General features: G+C 29.3%; 17 protein-coding genes. All 17 read left to right on the plus strand.

The window, feature by feature from the left end; translation table 11 throughout:
- Positions 1-208 precede the first annotated feature (208 nt).
- The 17 genes from KEC93_RS02725 to KEC93_RS02805 all read left to right on the plus strand — a co-directional run bounded on the left by KEC93_RS02725 (position 209) and on the right by KEC93_RS02805 (position 17923).
- Positions 209-802: a C40 family peptidase gene (locus KEC93_RS02725; protein ID WP_011967836.1), complete on the plus strand. Its 594-nt coding sequence runs from the start codon at positions 209-211 to the stop codon at positions 800-802.
- A 341-nt stretch (positions 803-1143) separates the two neighbouring features.
- Complete coding sequence (locus KEC93_RS02730) at positions 1144-1818, plus strand: RNA-dependent RNA polymerase family protein (RefSeq protein WP_077868992.1); 675 nt, start codon at positions 1144-1146, stop codon at positions 1816-1818.
- A gap of 294 nt (positions 1819-2112) precedes the next feature.
- Positions 2113-2679 carry a Maf-like protein gene (locus KEC93_RS02735; RefSeq protein WP_077868991.1) on the plus strand — a complete coding sequence of 189 codons (567 nt, stop codon included), beginning with the start codon at positions 2113-2115 and terminating at the stop codon, positions 2677-2679.
- Between the two features lie 51 nt (positions 2680-2730).
- On the plus strand, positions 2731-3420 hold the full coding sequence (gene radC, locus KEC93_RS02740) for a RadC family protein (protein ID WP_077868990.1): 690 nt from the start codon (positions 2731-2733) through the stop codon (positions 3418-3420).
- 20 nt (positions 3421-3440) lie between these two features.
- On the plus strand, positions 3441-4457 hold the full coding sequence (locus tag KEC93_RS02745) for a rod shape-determining protein (RefSeq protein ID WP_011967840.1): 1017 nt from the start codon (positions 3441-3443) through the stop codon (positions 4455-4457).
- Between the two features lie 2 nt (positions 4458-4459).
- A complete protein-coding gene (gene mreC, locus KEC93_RS02750) occupies positions 4460-5308 on the plus strand; it encodes a rod shape-determining protein MreC (protein WP_077868989.1) in 849 nt (282 codons plus the stop codon).
- Positions 5309-5317: 9 nt separating this feature from the next.
- Complete coding sequence (gene mreD, locus KEC93_RS02755) at positions 5318-5809, plus strand: rod shape-determining protein MreD (protein WP_077868988.1); 492 nt, start codon at positions 5318-5320, stop codon at positions 5807-5809.
- A complete protein-coding gene (locus tag KEC93_RS02760; protein ID WP_077868987.1) occupies positions 5806-8718 on the plus strand; it encodes a penicillin-binding transpeptidase domain-containing protein in 2913 nt (970 codons plus the stop codon). Before mreD ends, KEC93_RS02760 begins: the two co-directional genes overlap by 4 nt.
- A gap of 150 nt (positions 8719-8868) precedes the next feature.
- Positions 8869-9549, plus strand: a complete 681-nt coding sequence (sfsA, locus tag KEC93_RS02765; RefSeq protein WP_077868986.1) for a DNA/RNA nuclease SfsA — start codon at positions 8869-8871, stop codon at positions 9547-9549.
- A 199-nt stretch (positions 9550-9748) separates the two neighbouring features.
- Positions 9749-10408, plus strand: a complete 660-nt coding sequence (gene minC, locus KEC93_RS02770) for a septum site-determining protein MinC (RefSeq protein WP_011967845.1) — start codon at positions 9749-9751, stop codon at positions 10406-10408.
- 20 nt (positions 10409-10428) lie between these two features.
- The gene (minD, locus tag KEC93_RS02775) at positions 10429-11229 is read left to right on the plus strand and encodes a septum site-determining protein MinD (RefSeq protein WP_011967846.1); all 801 of its coding nucleotides are present in this window, start codon (positions 10429-10431) and stop codon (positions 11227-11229) included.
- A 14-nt stretch (positions 11230-11243) separates the two neighbouring features.
- Positions 11244-11513, plus strand: coding sequence for a cell division topological specificity factor MinE (minE, locus tag KEC93_RS02780; protein WP_011967847.1), 270 nt, complete (start codon positions 11244-11246; stop codon positions 11511-11513).
- 269 nt (positions 11514-11782) lie between these two features.
- On the plus strand, positions 11783-12913 hold the full coding sequence (locus KEC93_RS02785) for an FtsW/RodA/SpoVE family cell cycle protein (RefSeq protein WP_077868985.1): 1131 nt from the start codon (positions 11783-11785) through the stop codon (positions 12911-12913).
- Positions 12914-13330: 417 nt separating this feature from the next.
- Positions 13331-13807 carry a hypothetical protein gene (locus KEC93_RS02790; protein WP_011967849.1) on the plus strand — a complete coding sequence of 159 codons (477 nt, stop codon included), beginning with the start codon at positions 13331-13333 and terminating at the stop codon, positions 13805-13807.
- A gap of 119 nt (positions 13808-13926) precedes the next feature.
- A complete protein-coding gene (locus KEC93_RS02795; protein ID WP_011967850.1) occupies positions 13927-14784 on the plus strand; it encodes a M50 family metallopeptidase in 858 nt (285 codons plus the stop codon).
- Between the two features lie 197 nt (positions 14785-14981).
- Positions 14982-15581, plus strand: a complete 600-nt coding sequence (locus KEC93_RS02800; RefSeq protein ID WP_078115862.1) for a zinc dependent phospholipase C family protein — start codon at positions 14982-14984, stop codon at positions 15579-15581.
- A 251-nt stretch (positions 15582-15832) separates the two neighbouring features.
- Positions 15833-17923: an S-layer homology domain-containing protein gene (locus KEC93_RS02805; RefSeq protein WP_077867721.1), complete on the plus strand. Its 2091-nt coding sequence runs from the start codon at positions 15833-15835 to the stop codon at positions 17921-17923.
- Positions 17924-17930: the final 7 nt, after the last annotated feature.

Raw genomic sequence — 17930 nt, forward strand, 5'->3', positions numbered from 1 at the left:
AATTTACAGTAAATGACCATTATTGATAGTAATATTGAGGAAATTAGAGATATTTCGGTATAAATAAGAATATAAAAGTATAAAAGGTTTGACCTTTACCTAGCTTATCACTATACTAGAAACATGTTTTAAAATTTGCAGTAAAGTGTAAACGATAACCAAGATGCCTTTTATGGTAATATAGATTAGGTATGGAGAGGAATTTAAGATGAAAATTAAAAATAATAGGCTTATGAAATGTGTAATTACAACTTTTATTTTTTCGGGAGTTTTTCTTATTAATATGCAACATGCCAAAGCTGATACTACATTAACACATAATAGAGGAATTACAATTAAGACTAGTGAACTTAAAACGGCTAAAGTGATAAAAGCACCATCAGATTCAGAAACAGTATCAAATGGTGAAGATTCAGTATCAAGAGGAGCAATTAGTAAGGGAAATGAAGTCGTAAATTATGCATATAAGTTTTTAGGAAAGCCATATGTTTATGGAGCGGTTGGTCCAAATGCTTTTGATTGTTCAGGATTAACACAATATGTTTATAATAAATTTGGTGTAGATATATCAAGAACTACATATACACAAGTAAATGTAGGGACTAAAGTGGATAAAAGTAATTTAAGAGCTGGAGATTTAGTTTTTTTTAATACAGAAGGATCAATTAGTCATGTGGGAATTTATATTGGAAACGGAGAATTTATACATGCGCCAAGGTCTGGAAAACCAGTAATGGTAAGTTCATTGTGTGATGGATACTATTCAGAAAGATATGCTACTGCAAGAAGAATTTTTTGCTAATGGATATAGTTAACTTAAGATGCTAAATGTAAATATAATATAGTTAGAAATGATATATAAGTATGCTTAGGAGTGTAGGAATATGACTTTCTATAGCCTTAATATTGCAAATATATAAGTTTAGATTTTTAAAATATGCCCTATATAATATTTTTTTATTTAACATAATTCATATATGTGTAACTTACAGAATAAATATTAATATATAAGAAATCTGAAAAAATAGCAGGTCAAATATATATAATATTATTCTGTTTTATAATGTTTTCTATAAGTTTTGATGACATATAAAACTTAACTTTTGACACGCTATTTTTAGAATGTTCAAAAGGGGGGAGACTATGAGATACACAAGATATGAATATAAAAAATCAGGCAGGATGAAATTCTTATGTAGTGTTGTCGTTATCGTTGGGATATCTATAGTTGGAGGAGTGTTTATTAGCAATGTTATCTTTGATGGGAAGAGTGTACAAAACGTAGGCATAAATAGTTCAAAATCTTCAACTCAAGGTGACTATAACGGTACAATAAAAAATATCATCGCACTGCAATGTGGTTATTATTCAAAAGAGGAGAATGCAAAAGAGTCGCTATCTGCAATATCAAAATACTGTCAGCCATTTATAGTAGAAGATGATGGTAAATATAGAGTTTTAGCAGGAATATATAATGAGGAAGATGGCTTAAAAAAGATAGAAGAATTCAAGTCCAATAATATTGATGTCGCTAAAATTAGTTTAGGTGCTTCTAGTGATGACTTGGAAAATAAAAAGCTCATAGAAATTATGAATGGATTTTTGACAATTGTGAATAAGTTACAAGATAATCAGGTGAAAAGTATAAAAACAGCAGAATTTAAAGCCTGGACGGATGGAATTGTAAATGAAGGAAGCACAGCCAAATCAAATAAGATAAGCCAATTATATGATTATGTAAAAAATCTGCCTGATGAAATGGATAAAACGAACAGTAGCAATGATATGCAGGAGTTATATAAACTTATTAAAAACTGAAAGATTTAGTTAATAATTATTACAACAAAATTACATTTATATAAAAAAACTTATAACTTAATATAACACACTTGTTTAAGAACATCTTAAATGATAAACTATAAGGTGTAGAAATGGTAGAATATCATTTCTACACCTTTAAAATTTAATAGTTTTTGGTTAAAAAATTAACATGTCTACAATATATATTATTTGTCAATGATATATAATAAGGTACATTCAAAGAATGGGAGATCATTATGCTCGCCTATTATTTTTCATGTGCCAAAATTCTTTATTTTAGGATGTGAATATATGAAAGTAATATTAGCTTCTGCTTCAGAAAGACGACAAGAACTCTTAAGTAGATTAATTAAGAATTTTGATGTTATTGTCAGTAATTTTGATGAGAGTAAAGTTATTTTTGAGGGCTCTATAGATAGATATGTTAAAGACATAGCTTTAGGAAAGGCACTGAATGTTAAGAATAAGCTAGATGAGGATGCGATTATAATTTCAGCTGATACTGTAGTCACCATAGACAATATGATACTAGGAAAACCAAGAGATGAAGAAGATGCTTTTAATATTATAAAATCACTTCAAGGTAGAAAACATTTGGTTTATTCTGGTGTTGTTGTGATTAATACAGCTAAAAATTTGACGATTCAAGAGAGTTTATCTACTGAAGTTACTTTTTCTGAAATAAGCGACGATGAAATATTAGAATACATAAAAACTGGTGAGCCTTTAGATAAAGCTGGCGCTTATGGAATCCAGGGGATAGGTGGAATATTTGTTGAAGAGATAAGAGGATGTTATTACAACGTTGTTGGACTGCCACTGAATAAGCTAAAGTTTATGCTTAAAGAGATACAATAATTATATTTTAGGGATAGAGGGGAAATCATATATTTGGAGGTAATATATTATATGGAAAGTAGCCTTAAAATCAAAGATATACCACAAAATGAACGACCTAAAGAGAAATTATTAACTTATGGAGCAGAATCTTTAAGTAATTCGGAATTATTAGCAATAATAATTAGGACTGGAACACAAGGAGAGAATGTTCTTCAATTGTGTAGCAGGCTTTTATCTGAGCTAGAAGGGCTAAATGGTATTTTAGATGCAAGTTTTGATGATATAGTATCTATAAAAGGTATTAAACAAGGAAAAGCTTCACAAATTTTAGCTTTAGCTGAGCTTTTTAAGAGATTTAGAACATTGAAAGCAATAAATAATGACATCAAAATAACTTCACCAAAAGACTTATCAAGTCTTCTCATGGGAGAAATGAACGAATTAAATCAAGAAGTATTAAAAGTTGTCTTATTAAATACCAAGAATATAGTTGTTGGTATTAAAGATGTTTTTAAGGGTAGTTTAAATACGTCGGTTGTGCATCCGAGAGAAATTTTTAAGCAAGCTATAAGTAAGAATAGCGCATCGATAATTATATGTCATAATCATCCGTCAGGCGATCCGACGCCTAGCAGAGAAGACATAAATATAACACTAAGAATTAAAGAATGTGGAAATATTATAGGAATTCAATTAGTAGACCATATTATAATAGGAAATAATAAATTTGTTAGCCTCAAAGAAAGAGGACTAATATAGAATTGGAAGGGGAAAAATAAATGGGATTTTTTGGATCAGGAAAAGATATGGGGATAGATTTGGGAACTGCAAACACCCTAGTATTTGTAAAAGGTAAAGGAATAGTTTTAAGAGAACCATCTGTTGTTGCAATGAACACTATGACTAAAAAGACATTAGCGGTTGGATCAGAAGCTAAGCTTATGATTGGTAGAACCCCAGGAAATATAGTAGCTATAAGACCATTAAAAGATGGAGTAATTGCAGATTTTGATACAGCTCAAACAATGATGAAAAGTCTAATAGAAAAAGTATCAACTAAGAATGCATTTAAAAATCCAAGAATAATAGTTTGTTATCCATCAGGAGTTACAGAAGTTGAGAAAAGAGCTATCGAAGAAGCTACAAAACTTTCAGGAGCTAGAGATGTTATTTTAATGGAAGAACCAATGGCAGCAGCAATTGGAGCAGGGCTTCCAGTAAGCGAACCAACAGGAAGTATGATAGTTGATATTGGCGGTGGAACAACAGAAGTTGCTATTATTTCATTAGGTGGTATAGTAACTAGTAAGTCACTTAGAATAGCTGGTGATGAGTTAGATCAATCAATAATATCTTATATTAAAAAAGAATTTAACTTAATGGTTGGAGAAAGAACAGCTGAACAAGTTAAAATGGAAATAGGTTCAGCTTATAGGACTTCAGATGAAGAAACAGTCATGGAGATTAAAGGAAGAGATATGATTACTGGGCTTCCAAAGATTGTTGAAATTTCAGAAACTCAAGTTAGAGAAGCTTTAAAAGAACCAGTATATGCTATTATAGAATCAATTAAGACAACATTGGAAAAGACTCCACCAGAACTTTCAGCAGATATTATGGAAAAAGGTATAATGTTAGCAGGTGGCGGGGCATATCTAAAAGGATTAGATATACTTATAAATAAAGAAACAAACATGCCTGTACATATTGCGGAGGCACCTCTTGATTGCGTAGTACTTGGAGCAGGGAAGGCACTAGAAGATTTTGATAAAATTAGCAGAGATCAAAGAGGTTAAATATGAAGCTTCTTAAGAATAAACTGGCAGTAACTATTATAGTACTGTCAGTTAGCTTTTTAGGGTTAATAGTTTATACAGTTAGAAAGGAAAATAGAAGTATTATTGAAAGTGGTGCCGGTAGTACTTTAAATCCAGTGCAAAGTCTCTTATATTCAGGAACTAGTAGGATTAAAGAGACCTTAGATTTTTTCTTGAATTTTTCAGAAGTAAAAGCGCAAAATAAAGAATTAATTAAAGAAAATCAAGAACTTGAAAATGAGTTGGCTAGTTATTCAGATTTAAAAGAAGAAAATGATAGATTAAGACAAGTGTTGAATTTTCAGGAAGAAAGAAACAATTATAACTATGTAGCATGTGATATTATAGGATATAGTGGTGGAAACTTTTTAGATGGTTATGTGGTAAATAAAGGAAAAAATGACAATATACAAAAGGGTATGATTGTTATAGCGGCTCAAGGGCTAGTGGGACAAGTAACCAGTGTTGGGAGTAATTGGTGCATAGTTCAATCTCTGATTAATGAAAATATAGCAGTAAGTGTTATGGATCAAAGTACTAGAGATGCTACAGGTTATATAAAAGGTTTCAAAGATAGTACGGGAGAAAACTTAGCTAAGGTATATGATCTTCCAATGAATTCAGATGTTAAGGAAGGCGATGTAATAATGACATCTGGAGTAGGAATGCTTTATCCAAAGGAAATTAGAATTGGTGAAGTAATTTCAGTAGAAGAAGATAAAGTAAAAGTAATGAAGAATGCAGTTGTAAAACCATATGTAGATTTTAATAAGTTAGAAGAATTATTTATTGTCTCTCCAAAGGATACGAGAGAAATTAAATATAATTAGAGGTTTATAATGGAAAAATTAATTATTATTTTGATTTCTATAGGATTGGTTATATTAGATAACTCACTAATTCCGTTTTTTTCAATAAAAGGAGCATATCCCAGTTTGCTGTTTACTTTCGCTATAGCTTATTCATTAGTCAATAAGAAAGAACGAGCTGTATTTATGGGTGTTATGAGTGGGATACTTCAAGATATTTTCTTTTTTAATGGTTTTGGTGTAAATTCATTATTGAATTTATTTCTATGTCTTCTGGCAAGTTTTATTGGAGCAGGAATAATAAAGACTAAGAGACTGATACCTGTGATCTCGGCTTTTTTTATAACAATAATTAAATACGCAGGAGTTATGTTGATATTTAATTTTTTTAATATTGAAATACAATTTTCTAAAAGTATCATTATGGGGGTATACAACGGAGTAATAATGTTTTTTGTGTATAAATTAGTAATGAATGTTTATGATGATGAGTATTCAAAGCAAAGATGGAGGTTTAGATGATAGTAAATAAACCAACTAATAAAAAGAAAAAGAAGATTTCTAGATATACAGTTTTATCTATAATTATGATAGCTATATTTTCAGTGATCATTCTAAAATTGTTATATATTCAAGTATTTAATTATGATGAATATAAGGATAAAGCAGATGTAACATCAACAAGATTTATATCAGAAAAAGCCCCAAGGGGTAAAATATATGATGACAAAGGAAATGTTTTAGCAACTAATATTCAAACATACACTATTACATATACGGAAACAAAAGATGCTGATAAACAGTTTTATATAACTATGAAAGAACTTTTTAAAATATTGGATGAAAATGGAGAAAGCATTCAGGATTCGTTACCTTTAAAAATTGATGGTAATAATAATATATATTTTGAGTATAAAACTAATGAGAAACAATCCCAAAATATAGAGGAATTGAGATTTAAAAAGGATAGGGGACTGAATGACACTCTAAAAAACAAAATGTTCAAGGATGTTGAAGAATTATCGGATGAACAAAATGCAAAACTAGATGAAGAACTTCTGAAAATAACTCCTGACGATGCATTTTATGCATTAGTTAAATCGTATAATTTAATTGGCCTTGTAGACCCAGATTATGACTCAAAAGAAAAGAAGAATGTCTATTCTAAAATGGAAGGCAAGGATTTAACAGATATGATTTTAAAAGAAGGGTATTCTTTAAATGATATTAGAAAATTTATGCTTGTAAAAGATGCTATAAAAATGCAAAGTTTTAAAGGATATAAATCAGTAACTATTGCAGAGAATATTAAGAAAGATACTTCATTAGTAGTAATGCAAAAGAAATATGATTTGCCAGGAATAAATGTGAGTTCGGCACCCATAAGATCATATCCATATAATAATTTAGCATCTTCAGTTTTAGGATATGTATCTTCAATTAATGATACACAAAAATCAGCGTATGAACTTAAAGGGTATGATGTTTCATCAGATTATGTAGGAAAGTCTGGAATAGAATCGGCTTTCGAAGAACAATTAAAAGGAGTTAAGGGTGGAACAACTGTTAAAGTTAACTCTAAAGGAAGCGTTTCGCAAGAGCTATTTAAACTTGAACCGTATCCAGGAAATGATGTGCATCTTACAATAGATAGAGATATTCAATATGCAGCAGATCAAGCATTAGCAGATAAAATTGCTGATATGCAGGCTACCGGAAGAGATGATAAAGGAAATAGACTATTGAATGCAACCAGAGGTGCATTGGTAGCAGTTGAAGTTAAAACTGGAAGGGTATTAGCTTTAACAAGTTATCCTAATTTGAATCCAAATTTATTTACAGTTCCAGGACAGTTAACTCCTGAGCAGTATCAGGATTATTTTAATCCTGATTTGGAAAAGTTTGGACAGGAATTTATTAAAAGAATGGGTATTAATAAAACTGTTGATTATTTATTTCCTAAATTAAATAATGGAACTAGATGGGATAAATTTGATTTATATCCAAAAGCAACGTTTAATTATGCAACTCAGTCACTAATTCCACCTGGTTCTACATTTAAGCCACTTACAGCTATTGCAGGTTTAGAGTCGGGAGCAATTAGTCCAGGTACAATTATAAATGATACTGGAAGTTTTAATACTCACCCAGAAATTTTTGGTTCGGCTTTTAACCCAGGAGGACTAGAAGCTGCACAAGGACCAATAGGTTTAACGAAAGCTATTGCACAATCGATTAACTTTTATTTTTATGAAACTGCTACTCAGATGTATATAAATGCAGGTGGTTTGAGCAAAAATGTTGAAGATAAAGCTAGAGCTTTAAATTCCATAGCAAACTATGCTTGGCAGTTTGGATTGGGGATTGATCCTAATAGTAATGCTAAGCAATCGACAGGAATAGAAATAGGAGAAAACTTTGGTCAAACTTATAATTTTACATCATGGAGAAATACTGTGCTACAGATGTCTACAGATAATATAATTAATTTTCTAGATAGCGGAAATTATAATAATACAATATATTTTACTCCAATTAATATAAGGGATAAAGAAGATGACAATGATGAAGTTAGGAAGTCTAAGAAAGCTATAAAAGATAAAGTTAAAGATACAATAAATAAAGATGTTGATGATCCAACAGCGGTTGGTCATGATGCATTTGCTAAAGATATTAGGAAAGATGTATTAAATTTGATGAATAATTCAGATGAGTACAAAGCGAGTATTGCAGGAAGAAATATAAATTTAGATGCTCAAGCAACGTCAATATCTCAAGCCTTAGCTCAATTTGCAGCTAATGATCAGCCAGGACAAGTAAGGTCACCAGGATCCCTTGTTTCAGCATCAATAGGTCAGGGTATGAATAACTTTACTCCATTACAATTGGCATCGTATATCTCAACTTTTGCAAATGGGGGAACAAGATATAAGATTCATTTAGTAGATAAGATTACAGATGGTGATGGAAATGTAGTTCAAGAGTTTAAACCAGAAGTTTTAAATACAGTTAAAATATCAAAAGAGACTCAGGATGCCGTTAAACAAGGAATGACAGCGGTTAACCAAGAAGCAGATGGTACAGGTAGTTCTACATTTTTAGGATATCCAATACCAACAGCTGGTAAGACTGGTACAGCCGATGTTTCAGATGATCAATTAGAAAAAGGAAGGGAACCTTACGCAACATATGTCAGTTTTGCACCAGCAAATGATCCACAGATAGCTGTAGCAGCAGTAGTATTTGATGGAGGCCATGGAAGTAGTATTGCGCCAGTGGTAAGGGCGGTTTATGATGCTTATTTCAAGGATCAATTAAAGAATGACACACAGTATACTTCATCATCAGAGACATGGAAAAAATATGTTTTAGGTAATCCGTATAACCAAGAAGCAAATGCTTCACAGGCGAATACAAATAAAACTCATTAATAAAAATTTATAATAGAGACTTTGTATTTAAATATAAATTGATAAAAATTAATTAATTTGTAAGGTATCTATATTAGGTATGCAATTATAAAAATTGCATACCTAATTATAGATACCTTTTTATAAAAATTTAGATTTAGTGAGGGAAAAATGAAATATAATAATATTCTGAAAGGAAAATTTATCTCAAGACCAAATAGATTTATAGCTTATGTTGAAATTGATGGCAATGAAGAAGTCTGCCATGTAAAAAATACTGGAAGATGCAAGGAACTTTTGACATCTAATGCGACAGTATTTATTCAAAAAAATGATAATCCAAAAAGGAAAACCAAGTTTTCTCTTATAGGCGTTATAAAAGGAGACAGAATGATCAATATGGATTCTCAAGTAACTAATAAGGTTGTTCATGAATGGATATTAAAAGGGAACCTCTTAAAAGATGTGACTTTAATAAAACCAGAAACTAAATATAAGAATTCAAGGTTTGACTTTTATGTTGAGACAAAGCATCAGAAAATTTTTATAGAGGTAAAAGGGGTGACTTTAGAGAATAATGGAATTGTAAAGTTTCCTGATGCACCTACAGAAAGAGGTGTTAAACATCTTAGAGAGCTCATTGATTGCGTTAGAGAAGGGTATGATGCTTACGTAATATTTGTAATACAAATGAAAGATGTTGTTCATTTTGAACCTAATGTAGAGACTCATAAGGAATTTGGAGATACACTAAAATATGCAAAAGAGAATGGTGTAAATATAGTTGCAGTAGACTGTTTAGTAGATGAAGACAGTATTAATATAAGGGATTATGTTGATGTAATATTATAGTGTGATAGCTGTTCAATGCTTTGGTATATACAATGCATATTATCAAATTTTGATGTTTTATATGCTTTTGTAAAATTTAATCAAAAATTAGTGAAACATATATACAAAAATAGTCAGTATAATGATATAATTTTAGAGAGGTTGCCATTTTCAAAACAATTTAACTATTTTAACCTGCAAAATTCATTGGAGGGAATGAATGTATAATAATGATGGTATTTTAATAAAGGGAAATAAAGATGGAATAAATACAACTATCAATATGAATAAATTTGCTTGTTTTGATGATATGCTTGTATTACTAATAAAGAAACTTTCTAAAGGAAAGCATTTTTATAAAGGGACAACTCTAATATTAAGAATAGATTTAAAATTGGTTAATAAAAAGGAAGTAGGCATTCTTAAAGAAAAATTATTAACTCAAATTGAATTAAAAGATATTGTTCTAGAGGATATAGAAAAGGAAATTGAGCAGGTGAACGAAAAAGAGGTTAAGGTATTTTCCGGTGTATACGAAGGGAAAACTAAATTTATAAGAAAGACAGTTAGAAGCGGAGAATGTATTAATTACCAAGGAAACATAGTTATAGTAGGAGACATAAATAGTGGTGCAGAAGTATATGCAGCAGGGAATGTAATTGTTTTAGGACGTATAAGGGGTAAAGTGAGCGCTGGGACTAATGGAAATATAAAAGCGGTAATAGCAGCATTCCTACTACAACCTGAACTATTAAAAATTGCAAATGTTATAGCTATGTCTCCAGATGATATCGAAAAGCCAAGCTATCCAGAATTAGCAAGAATTAGGGATGGGTTGATAATAGTGGAGCCATATTTACCAAATAAATATATATACTAAAACGTCGGAGGGATTTTTTAATGGGAGTATCTATTGTAATAACTTCAGGTAAAGGTGGAGTTGGAAAAACAACAACTACAGCCAATATAGGAACTGCTTTAGCATCACTTGGTAAGAAAGTAGTTGTTATAGATGGAGATACAGGGCTTAGAAATTTAGATGTATTGCTAGGATTAGAAAACAGAATAGTATATACAATAATTGATGTTATAGAAGGAAGATGCAGATTAAAACAAGGGCTTATAAAAGACAAGAGATTTGCAAATTTATTTCTTTTACCAACAGCGCAAACTAAGGATAAAGATGATATAAGTCCACAGGAAATGTTAAAAATAGTAAATGAATTAAAAGAAGAGTTTGATTATGTCTTAATAGATTCTCCAGCAGGAATAGAACAAGGTTTTGAAAATGCTGTAATAGGTGCAGAAAAAGCAATTATTGTTGTAAATCCAGAAATAACATCTGTTAGAGATGCTGATAGGGTTATTGGTAAGCTTGATTCAAAGGGATTGGAAGACCATTCTGTTATTGTAAATAGATTGAACTATGAAATGACTAAGAATGGAGACATGCTTGATGTAGCTGATATTATTGAAACATTATCAGTAGAGTTACTTGGAGTAGTTCCGGATGATAAGAATATAACTATTTCAACTAATAAAGGTGAACCTATTGTGTTAGAAGAAGGTGCGATTGCTGGACAAGCATTCAGAAACATAGCTAGAAGAATTACAGGTGAAGAAGTTCCTATTATTGATTTACATACAGAAGAGCATCAGGGATTTTTTAGCTCCTTAAAGAAGCTATTTAAGCGAAATTAAGGGAGGTTGAGAGAATGGGTTTTTTTAAGAGTTTAAATAGTAAGCCAACACCTAAAGAAGTTGCAAAAGACAGACTAAAGCTAATTCTTATACATGATAGAGGAGAAATTGCCCCAGATATTATTGAGAAAATAAGAGAAGAGATTTTAGAAGTAATTTCTAAGTATATTGATATACAAGTTGAGGATGTTGAAATATCCGTAAATAAGAATGGAGATGAAGAAGGTGAAAATACTTCTGCATTAATAGCTAACATTCCAATTAAAAGTATAAAGGGAAGATAAGTAACTTGTTTTGTTTAAATTATAAGAGATGTTTGTTTTAAAGAATTGTATGGCTAATTCTTTAAAACAAGTCATCTCATTTTTTTATAATAATTAAGTTTGTTAAATATGGATGACTTTGGGTATTTAACAAGATATTATCTTTAAATTATTACAAAATTATTATGTTTTTTATACCCAATATAATTATTATGGAGAATGCGGTAATAATAATGTATAATTAAGATTGATTGAGTTATATAAGATTAATATAACTAGGAGGTGAGATATTGTTTAGACTATTAAAATTAGATATGAAATTAATTAAAGAAATTGATAAGACTATATTAATTTCTTTAATTCTTTTAATTTTATACGGAACATTTAATATATATCTATGCACAAAAGGACAATTTGGATTGAGTTTTGTAAAGCAACAGCTGGGTTGGTTTGCAATATCACTTGTAGCGTTATATATTTTTGTGGCAGTAGATTATAAGATAATATTTAACTATGTACCTATATTATATTGGGGAGTTGTAGTTCTTCTTATATTAACCATGGTTCCAGGGATTGGAATAGTAGTTAATGGTGCTAGAGGATGGATCCGTTTAGGAGTAGGTAACCTTCAGCCGTCAGAATTTGCAAAGTTTGTAATTATACTTATGCTGGGTAAGAAGTTAGATGAGATGGACGGAAAAATAAATGATGTTAAGAATTTTTTAACACTAGCATTTTATTGCATAGTACCAGTAATATTTATTGTAATCCAACCTGATATGGGAATGAGTATGGTATGTTTCTTTATAGTTTTAGGAATATTTTATACAATGGGGTTTGATACGAGAATTATTGCTGGAGGATTAGCCTGCTTAGTACTTGGAATAGTGATTGTGTGGAATTCAGGACTCATAGAAACATATCAAAAAGCAAGATTTACAGCATTTTTGAATCCAAGCATCGATGATGCAAGTACGTATCATTTAAATCAGTCGTTGATTGCAATTGGTTCAGGTGGATTACTTGGAAGTAGTCCGTCGCTGGCTCAAGATGGGGTTACAACATATGCTGCACAAAATGTACCAGAAGTTCAGACGGACTTTATTTTTGCTGCAATAGCAGATCAATGGGGCTTTTTAGGTGCAATTGTTTTGTTAATGCTTTACGGATTTCTTATATATAAGATGATTTCAGTAGCACGAACATCTAAAGATATATTTGGCTCAGTTATATGTGTTGGAATAGTGTCATATTTTTTATTTGCTATATTGCAGAATATAGGGATGACAATAGGATTACTACCAATTACAGGAATAACCCTGCCGCTTGTTAGCTATGGAGGAAGTTCATTGCTTACAACAGTAATTTCAATAGCACTAGTAATAAATGTAGGAATGAGAAGAAAAAAGATACACTTTTAGAATATGCATGTTGCTATAATAAATTTATGCTATAATTTCAATAAGTTGAGTGCTCAATTTGGAGGGAAATGTAAAAAATAATTATAGTGAATATACCAAAATTATTTATAAAATAATAGGATTAATAATTTTATCCAGTACAGTAGAAATTGCAAATAAGAATTTTGAGTACAGTATAAAATTATTAATCTTATTTTAATTTTTAAGGATTATTTATTATAAAATAGATGATTTTCGAAGAGTAGGTATTAGTGGCATAAAAATTCTAGGCGGTGTATTTTTTTAATTAAGCAGCCTAAATGATATCTAAATATTGCGGAATGTAGCAAATACAAAGATTCTGCAACAATTTTGTTCTCATAATTTTATGAAGTAGTAAATATACTTTAATGTGAATGAATTTGAAAGGAGTGTATCATGGGCAGCTATAGATCAGCTTATGAGGATTACTATAAGAACATTAATAATACAACGAAAGGAAGAAAGGATAAAAGGAACCATTTGACTTCAGGCAAGAAAGCTAATAATGCTATCATTGGTTCAAGATATGGGAGTAATATGAAAAGTAACGATAAGATGATAAATGTTTTGATTAAGAGAATAACTAAGGAACTAACTGGAGCTACACTTTTATTGCTATTTTTTGTTGGATTGAAGTATACCCCTTACGCACAAGTACAAGAAATGCACATTAAATGTAAACAAGCATTAAACCGAAATTTTAATTATAACGAGTATATAGATACTTTTAGTACAATGCAGATAGGAAATATAAAAGGTAAGGATTTAAAGATTGGAAATTTTACTGTAGATGATTTGAAAATTGAAAATTTAAAGTTAAGGACTTTTAATTTTATGGAATATATAAGAAGCAACAGTAATATGAACAATTAAATTTATAGGAAATAACATATTATTATGAATATAAAATATATTTTAATATTTGATTAAGTTCCATTTTTTACTTGTGCATTGCAAATTATTTTGATATAGCAATATTATAGGGGTTAGAAATGAAGAAATGGTATATGGTATTGATTTTAGAACTGTCGATATTAATGTGGCTTGGAGATTATGAAGGTTACATTGTTATTAGTTTTCTGTGGGTAATATTGCATGAATTTGCACATATGATAGTTGCAAGTAAATTTGGGTGCAAATTTAATAATGTTAATATTAGCATATTTGGTGCTAAAGTCGAATTAAGTGACATCGATGAGTTAACTGAAAGAAAAAAAATGATTTTATATTTAGCTGGACCATTTTTCAATATTTTTATGGCTGTGGTTATGTGCTATTTATATGGATATTTTAAGTATCAAATTATTGAAGATAGTATAAAAGTTAATTTCTTTTTAGGAGCATTCAATTTATTGCCTGCTTATCCTCTTGATGGTTCAAGGGTATGTGAAATACTATTATCAAAGAAGCTATTATATAAAAGATCAAAGAAAATTACAGAAATCTTTAGCTTTATTATTTCAGGAACATTATTTTTAATATTTATTATAATAATGATATTACATAAAGTTAATATAAGTTTATTTCTTGCAGTCATATTAATCACATATGCAACATTTATAGAAAAAGAAAAAACTATGTATATAATAATGGGAGATATGATCAAGAAAATAAGAAAGTTAAAAAAGCATAACTATATAGAGAATAAATCAATTTCTGTGTATTATAAAAAAGGTTTAGTTAATGTTTTATCTTTAGTTGATAAAAACAAATTTAACAGTTTTTATATTCTTAATGATGACATGGAACTCATTAGTATAATACATGAAGATGAGCTTATAAAAGCATTAAAGGATTATGGAAATATAACACTAGAAGAGTATGTACAATTAAAAAAGAAAAATAATTAAGCTCGTTAAAAAATAACAGAAACGTAATGGTGATTTAACTTACTTTTTTTATAATTTAAGCATGTGATGAAGAGTAATAACTAGTACCATAATAAAAATGTATCTTCTATGTGTGAAAATGCACTTTTGTATTGTGATTCAGACAATTACTTGTTTATTACTCTCTAAATGTGATTAAAAAGGGTAGGAGCGTTAATATGGATACTTTACTTCATGGGAAAATAGGCTATTTTCTTAGCAAGGAATTAATTGAGAGAGGCTACTCAAATATTATTGATAGTAACTTTTTTATTTATGGAAATGTGTTACCTGATTTAAAGCTCAAATATAGAATGACTATGCATAGTAAAAATGAGGATTGGGAGAAGGTTATAGGGATTATTGATGAAATAATTTATGGTGAAATTAAAAGAAATAAGGATATTTCAATTAAGCTAGGAATATTGAGTCATTACCTATGTGATTTTTTTACTTTTCCACATAATAAAGCTTTTGAAGGAAATATTATTAGGCATGAATTATATGAGCAAACTCAAAGAATTTTATGGTGGAAAAAGCTATCTGAAGTGTGGAATGAATGCACAGAGGAATCCAGAATAGAATTAAAGTCTATAAATGATATAGTAGATTATATTGAAGATATGCACAGTATTTATATTAGAAATTTAGGAGATAAAAGGCGAGATATTTTTTTTAGTAATATTTTAGTGAGAGTAGTTTTGTCATCTATATTAAAAATAAAACAAAATATAGATGAATATAAAGTAGAAGAAAGTATTAATAGATGCATAGTATGATAATAGTTAGTAGTGTGGAGTTAATAATTAAAATTAATTATTAACTCCATTTCTTATATAGAAAATTTTAGATTTTTTATGAATTACCAAAATTTAAAATATTAATTTATTGCTTTAACACAGGTATTTAAAAGTAACTGTATAAAAATTTGTGAAAAAATTATAATTTAATGCAAAATTTTCATATGAAGAATCGTATTATATTTAGATAGTATAAAAAATAACTCATTATTAAAGATTGGAGGATATTTATGAAAAAGAAAGGTATTATAAGCGGGATATTAACATTATGTTTAATATTGTCTACTATTTCTATTCCGACATTTGCTGCGGATGAAGATAGCAAAAACTTAGAGCAAGCTATCATATCAGCAAAGAAAATTATAACAGTTCCAGATGATTATACAGAGTTTACACATAATTCAAGCGAACGTGAAGTTAGGGGGACAAAAGTTAGAATTTGGGATTTAAATTGGGCAGAAAAAGAAGATAAGAAAGGATCAATATCTGCATCAATAGGTGAAGATGGATTCTTATATCAATATAGTAATTATTATGGGGATAGCAAGGAGAGCAAAGACGGTTTAGCAAATATTACGAAAGATCAGGCCCAAGTTTCAGCAGAAGATTTTTTGAAAAATGTAATTCCAGAATATATTGGAGAAATAAAGTTAGTAAAAAATGATTCAGCTTCTTTTCAAGGAGATGAGTATAACTTTACTTATCAAAAGTTTGTAAATGAAATTCCGGTTAACTATATTTATATAAATGTTGGTGTAAATAAATACAGTGGGAAAGTGACATCATTTAGCAATGACAATTTAGAAGTAAAGGGAGCTGAATATCCTAATTTAAGTGGGATAATTGATTCTGTTACTGCAGAAAAAGCATATATAGATAAAATAGGTATAGATTTAAAATATTATTCTTATTATGATTATGAGAAGAAGAAAATGAATATATTTGCAGGATATGCTCCAAGTAATATAAGTGAATTTATTGATGCTAAAACTGGACAAGTAGTATCATATTCAAGTGATAATAAATTAGATGATAGAAATAAGGATCATTCATTAGTAAATGCTTCTGCAAATAATTTGGATAAAGCAAATCAAGAGTTGACACAAGAAGAGATGGATGCGATTCGGAATGTTGCAAATCTTATAAGTAAAGAAAAGGCAGAAAGTATACTTAGAGAAACATCTGATTTAATAACGGCTGATATGAAAGTTAGTGATGCATCATTAAATAAAAACTATCTTGATGATGAATATTCATGGAATATTTCTTTTGACGGTGTATATGGAAGAGTGAATGCAAAATCTGGAGAAGTAATATCGTTACATTCTTATAATTATAATAAACTTGGAACAAGTGGTAATACTTCTAAGGCAGATGCGCAAAACACAGTAGAAAACTTTTTGAAAAAAGTAGCACCTAATAAGTTTACACAAACAAAGTTTAAGGATATAAATAATCCAATTTTAAAGATTACTGATAGACCAATAGAAGAAAATACGTTTATGTTTAACTATGTACGTCAAGTGAATGGAATAGAGTTTTCTGGAAATTACTTAAATGTTGAAGTAGATAAGAATACAGGGAAAATCATTGGTTATGATAATAACTGGTATGATAATGCCTCTTTTCCTGACATTAGTAATATTATAAGTAAGGAAGCTGCATTTAATAAAATTAAAGATTTAGCAGGATTCTCATTACAATATACAATGTTAGATCCAAATAAAGTTGGAATAGTGTATGACTTTATAAACAAGAATGATAGCTATATTATTGATCCTATAAATGGTATAAGGATAGATTATAGTGGAAAAGCATATAGAGAAAATAAATTACCAGAATATACAGATATAAATGGGCATTGGTGTGAAAAGACGGTAAAAGAGCTTTTAGATAATGGGTATTATATAGATGGAGAAAAATTTAATCCAAATATGAATATTACTCAAATGAATTTCTTTAAATATATATATTCGCCAGTAAAAAATAACTATAGCGATGATGAATTTTATGATATGTTAATTCAAAATGGAGTAATTAAAGATGAAGAAAAAGCTCCAAATTCAGTAGTATCATATAATGATGCCGCAAAATTTATTATAAGATACCTAGGATATGAGAAATTGGCTGGACATTCTGAAATATTTAATAGTCCTTTTAAAGATAATATAGAAGACGCATATAAAGGATATGCATCAATGTGTTATGCTCTTAATATCATTAAAGGGGATACTAATGGGAACTTTAATGGGTCACACAATATAAGCAATGCAGAAGCAGCTGTAATTGTATATAACCTAATAAAGAATAACAGAAAATAGATTTAAT

It is taken from the genome of Clostridium beijerinckii, from assembly GCF_018223745.1.
In the GTDB taxonomy this organism is placed as follows: domain Bacteria; phylum Bacillota; class Clostridia; order Clostridiales; family Clostridiaceae; genus Clostridium; species Clostridium beijerinckii.